The 4285-nt window shown below is 69.1% G+C and carries 7 protein-coding genes and 1 pseudogene; 7 read left to right on the top strand and 1 reads right to left on the bottom strand.

The features are described from left to right. The first annotated feature begins 235 nt into the window (after window positions 1-235). The 7 genes and pseudogenes from ACFYX0_RS46910 to ACFYX0_RS46880 all read left to right on the top strand — a co-directional run bounded on the left by ACFYX0_RS46910 (window position 236) and on the right by ACFYX0_RS46880 (window position 4142). On the top strand, window positions 236-487 hold the full coding sequence (locus ACFYX0_RS46910) for a hypothetical protein (RefSeq protein ID WP_388981739.1): 252 nt from the start codon (window positions 236-238) through the stop codon (window positions 485-487). 205 nt (window positions 488-692) lie between these two features. Further along, window positions 693-872, top strand: a complete 180-nt coding sequence (locus ACFYX0_RS46905; RefSeq protein WP_388981736.1) for a hypothetical protein — start codon at window positions 693-695, stop codon at window positions 870-872. Between the two features lie 35 nt (window positions 873-907). Next, on the top strand, window positions 908-1162 hold the full coding sequence (locus ACFYX0_RS46900; protein ID WP_388981733.1) for a hypothetical protein: 255 nt from the start codon (window positions 908-910) through the stop codon (window positions 1160-1162). Continuing rightward, window positions 1159-1533, top strand: coding sequence for a PIN domain-containing protein (locus tag ACFYX0_RS46895; protein ID WP_388981730.1), 375 nt, complete (start codon window positions 1159-1161; stop codon window positions 1531-1533). The genes ACFYX0_RS46900 and ACFYX0_RS46895 overlap by 4 nt, the downstream gene beginning before the upstream one ends. Before the next feature lie 404 nt (window positions 1534-1937). Beyond that, complete coding sequence (locus tag ACFYX0_RS46890; protein WP_388981727.1) at window positions 1938-2234, top strand: hypothetical protein; 297 nt, start codon at window positions 1938-1940, stop codon at window positions 2232-2234. Between the two features lie 111 nt (window positions 2235-2345). Further along, a pseudogene (locus tag ACFYX0_RS46885) lies at window positions 2346-3189 on the top strand (SDR family oxidoreductase). After that, window positions 3186-4142: a hypothetical protein gene (locus ACFYX0_RS46880; protein ID WP_388981724.1), complete on the top strand. Its 957-nt coding sequence runs from the start codon at window positions 3186-3188 to the stop codon at window positions 4140-4142. Before ACFYX0_RS46885 ends, ACFYX0_RS46880 begins: the two are co-directional and overlap by 4 nt. Here ACFYX0_RS46880 and ACFYX0_RS46875 read toward each other — a convergent pair. After that, window positions 4085-4249, bottom strand: a complete 165-nt coding sequence (locus ACFYX0_RS46875) for a hypothetical protein (RefSeq protein WP_388981741.1) — start codon at window positions 4247-4249, stop codon at window positions 4085-4087. The two genes, ACFYX0_RS46880 and ACFYX0_RS46875, sit on opposite strands and share 58 nt — an antisense overlap. Between the last annotated feature and the right edge of the window lie 36 nt (window positions 4250-4285).

The raw sequence follows: 4285 nt of genomic DNA, 5'->3' as shown, positions 1-4285 counted from the left end.
CCGACCCGGCCCGCTTCACCCGGCTGCTCACCGACCGCCTCACCCGCACTCTGTAACCCATGGGTGTCGCCTAGCACAGCCAAAGCGCCCGGCCGGCACCCACCCCGACCTCGCCGCCCTCCCACTCTCCTGAACCCGCCCACCCCCAGCACCCCACACCATGCCGGCGCTTCTTCCGCAGAAGTCAGAGCACCGACGTGACGCGTGGCGAGAGTGGCTCCACCACCGGGAACGCATGGCACGGCTACGCATCACCGCCGCGGCCGGTGGGGACCTGCGCCAGCAGCGCGACTCGGCAGCCGTCGACACCGACGAGCATGACGAGCCGGGAGAGGGAGCCCCGGCGCGCTCAGGCGGCCGACCGCGCGGCATCGTACTGCTCGACAGCCCAGAGGAGGGCAACGCAGAAGGGCGAGGGATCGACCTACTGATGTGCGAGCGCCATTGCGCCCTCGGCCCGCTGGTCGTGAAACTCCGCCGAAGCTGACCGACATGGCAGAAGGCGCCGATCCGCAGCAGGACGTCACCCACCGAGCACCGGTCGGCTCCGTGGACCTCAACGGGGAGTGTCATGAATTGGGTGGGAACTTCACCAGAAGGGACACCTGATGACGATCCAGAGGACTCACTCTCTCGAGACGGTGGGCGGCGTGTCGCTTGCGTCCGGTGAGGCGGCTGCGGACGGTGCAGACGTGAAGAGGATGCCGGAGACCGTGGACGGGCTGAGCCTGGACCTGCTGGACGCGCTGACGCTGCTGGCGCAGGACCAGGTCCGCGCTGGCGGGCTGAAACTGGTGGGTGAGGGCGGGCTGCTGCCCGCGATCACGCAGCACCTGATGCAGGCCGCGCTGGAGGCCGAGTTGCAGACGTGATCCCCATTATGTCTACCGGCGGTAGAATCGGCTCTATGAGCAAGCCGACGAGCATCAAAACCAGCGAGGAAGTGCGTAACCGGCTGCGCATCCTCGCGGAGGAGCGCGGCACCACCATCACGGAGCTGCTGGAGGACCTCGCCACCCGGGAGCTCACGGCTGCCGAACGGGAGCAGCGCGCCCGGGAGGCCGCCCGGGAGCTCGGCATCGAGTACACCGAGCAGGTCCAGCAGGCCGGCCAGGACGCCTGGGCGAAGATCCGCGCCCATCAGGGCGGCGCCGCCGCATGAACCTGACGGCCGTCCTGGACCATACTGCTCTGGCCGCCCTGTTCCGTGCGGATCCCTTCTTCACCGGCCTCTACATCGAGGCCTCGCGTGGCACCGGCCGGGTCATCATCCCGTCGCTGTCCATGCTGGCCGCCGAACGGCAGGTCGCCGGTGCGGGCAAGCACGCGGCGTCCCTGCGGTTCGCGGAGAACGTGCCGTTCACCGCGGCACACGCGGTGGACGCGATGGAGTGGACAAACGTCGACTGGCCGGTGGCGCACGCGGCAGCGATCGCCTGGCAGGCGGTGAAGGCAGGGGAGCCACTCACTGTCCTGTCGCTAGAACCCGAGCTGTACACAGGCACCGGCATTACTCCCCTGAACCCGGCCTGACCTTCCACCGGGCGAGCCTGCGCTGCCGGCCACCCGCCGAGGCGGCCTCCGTGCCCCCGCTGTGCTGTTACTGGTGGGTGTGAAGGTGGTGCTGGCGGGTGGTGACGAGGGAGCGCCGTGAACGGACGGACACGTCAAGCGGGTGGTGACCCTGTCGTCCGTGCCCTCGAACGCGGCAGACACCGAGATCGACTCATCAGACAGCGCCCAACCCTCGCCGTCAGCAGCCTGCTTCATAAGCCGCCTCGCCCTTGCGCCCCTACCAGTCACCGGCCCGATTACCCGAAGAATCCCGCCATAGACGCGGCCAATGGGTGATCTTGGGCGTTACCACCGTTGCGGCAGTAGCAGCCAACGATGGATCGGCTGCTGCGCATGGTACTGGGTGGTGACAGGATCGACGCATGGGCACCGAGACGGACTGGGCGTACCGAGTGTTCGAGCCGCACGGCTCCGAGGGATGGCGCCCCTACGGCGACGCCGAGCGTTGGCATGGAGCGATCACCGCACCCGACTCGGCCGAGGGAGCCAAGCTGGCCATCGGCCGGATCGTCGGCGACCTGATGACTGAGTGGGAGAGCATCGGCCTCCACCACGCGATGCACGTGCGGGTCTTCCTCTGGCACGACGAGGAGGACAGCACTGAGGAGCCGGACTTCATTGTGGAGGTACGGCCCCGGTCGGACTTCGACGCAGCGTGACGAATCCGAGCCGGATCCGTGTTCCGGATACAGGACCGGGGACACCAGATAGGTGGACCAAGGGAATCGGGCCTGCGCCGGTGCCTACCGGACCGGTCTACCGTGTCGCACATGACCACTTTGATCATCGGCGGCAGCGGCTTCCTGGGGGCCGAGCTGATCCGGCAGGCGAGAGCGGCCGGGCACCCCACGGCCGCGACGTACCACGCGACACGACGCCTCCCAGGCCCTGTGGTACCGCCTTGATCTACGGGACGCGGGACGCCTGGACGCCGTCATGGCCGAAGTAAGGCCCCATCTCGTCATCAACGCATCCAGCCACAAGGCCGACTGGGCAGTTACGGCGGAGGGCCCCATCCGGCTCGCGATGGCCGCGGCGAAGCACGGAAGCCGCCTGGTCCACGTCTCCAGCGATGCAGTGTTCTCCGGCGCCCAAGTTCACTACGACGAGACCTGCCTCCCTGGCCCCGTCACCCCTTACGGGGCAGCGAAGGCGGCGGCGGAGACCGGAGTTCTCACCGTGCACCCGAAGGCCGTTGTCGCCCGCACGTCGCTGATCATCGGCCACGAGCGTTCCGTACATGAGCACGCCGTGCACGAACTCGCTGCCGGCACTCGTGACGGCGTCCTGTTCACCGACGACATCCGCTGCCCAGTGCACGTGGAAGACCTGGCCGCCGCCCTTTTGGAGCTGGCGTCGTGCGACGCGTCCGGCATCCATCATCTTGCAGGGCCCGACGCCCTCAGTCGTCACGAGCTCGGCATTCTCATCGCCGTGCGTGACGGGCTCGACGCCTCACGACTGCCCACGGGCCTGCGGGCCTACAGCACACTGCCCGGCGCCCTCGACGTGCGCCTCGACAGCCGGGCGACCCAACGGAAACTGACCACCACACTGCGCGGTGCTCGCCAGTTCTGCACCGCACCGGTGACCGCCCAGCCCGTCGTCCCATGAGCCAGCGGCCCCCCCAGCAGAACCCGGCGCTCTGCCCTTCATCGGTTCCTCAGCCGCTGGAGCGTCCCACCTCAGCGGGCGGAGAAGCTGGTCGAGCAGGCCATCGGCGGAACAGGTTCCACAGCTGGACCAGCCCCGACCCGGAGCTGGTCGAGGACGTCGCGGAGCAACTGGCCCCCTCGCTGCGGCCAGGAGGCGCCGCACGAGCCACCGAACCCAGGCCGGACCACCTGCGCAGCTGGCTCGCCGTGCGTGAGACCGTGCCGTGGGACGAAGCCCCCGACGGTGGTGGCGACGAACCAGTGACCCCCTCGCACGACAGCGCGGCAAAGGACATCCGCACCTTCGACCACGCCGTGGACCCCGCCCGCGCACAAGGACTGCTCGCGGCGCTGGAGCTGCTGCGGGCCGACGCGGCACGCGGCGCCCTGCTCGACTTCCAGCTGCTCCAGCGCTGGCAGCAGCACGTCCTGGGCACGCCGCAGCCACCGCCGTTCCGCGACCGGCCGGCCTTTGCCAAGGGCGGCCGGGAACGCTACGGCATCGGCCCGGACACCCGCGCCCGCCCCGACGCCTGCCTGGCCCAGAGCGCACGGGACGCTGGGCGGCCTCTTCCCCTGACAGCCCGGGCCGCACGTGCCTATCTCGACCCCTGCTTCTTCCACCCCTTCGACGACGGCAACGCCAGCTCCGCCTTCCTCACCCTCGTCTTCGTCCTCGCCCGCGAAGGCGTCGCGCTCGACGACGTCAGCCTGCTGCGCCGCGTCACCTTCCAGGCCGACGACCCTCACGACGCGCTGACCCTCACCCGCTACATCGACATCCATCTCAGGGAGACCCGGAGTAACACGGCGTCCCTCGGCTCCCAGGAACGGATCGACACACGACTGAGTGACTATTGGATGCTCCACGGTGTGGGTGATGGGGTGCTTCGGGGCAGGCGAAGATGTTGAGTTCGCCCCACCGGCCCACGGTGACCTGGGTCGGCCTGGCGGACTGGTACAACCGGCGCGGGCAGCAACCGCAGTCTTCGGTGCCCGCACTGGGTTGCGGCGAGCACCTCCTCCACCACATCCGGTGGCACCAACTCGGTGAG

Source organism: Streptomyces sp. NPDC002573 (genome assembly GCF_042889625.1).
Classification (GTDB): domain Bacteria; phylum Actinomycetota; class Actinomycetes; order Streptomycetales; family Streptomycetaceae; genus Streptomyces; species Streptomyces gibsoniae.
This window is presented reverse-complemented; position numbering and strand designations above follow the sequence as displayed.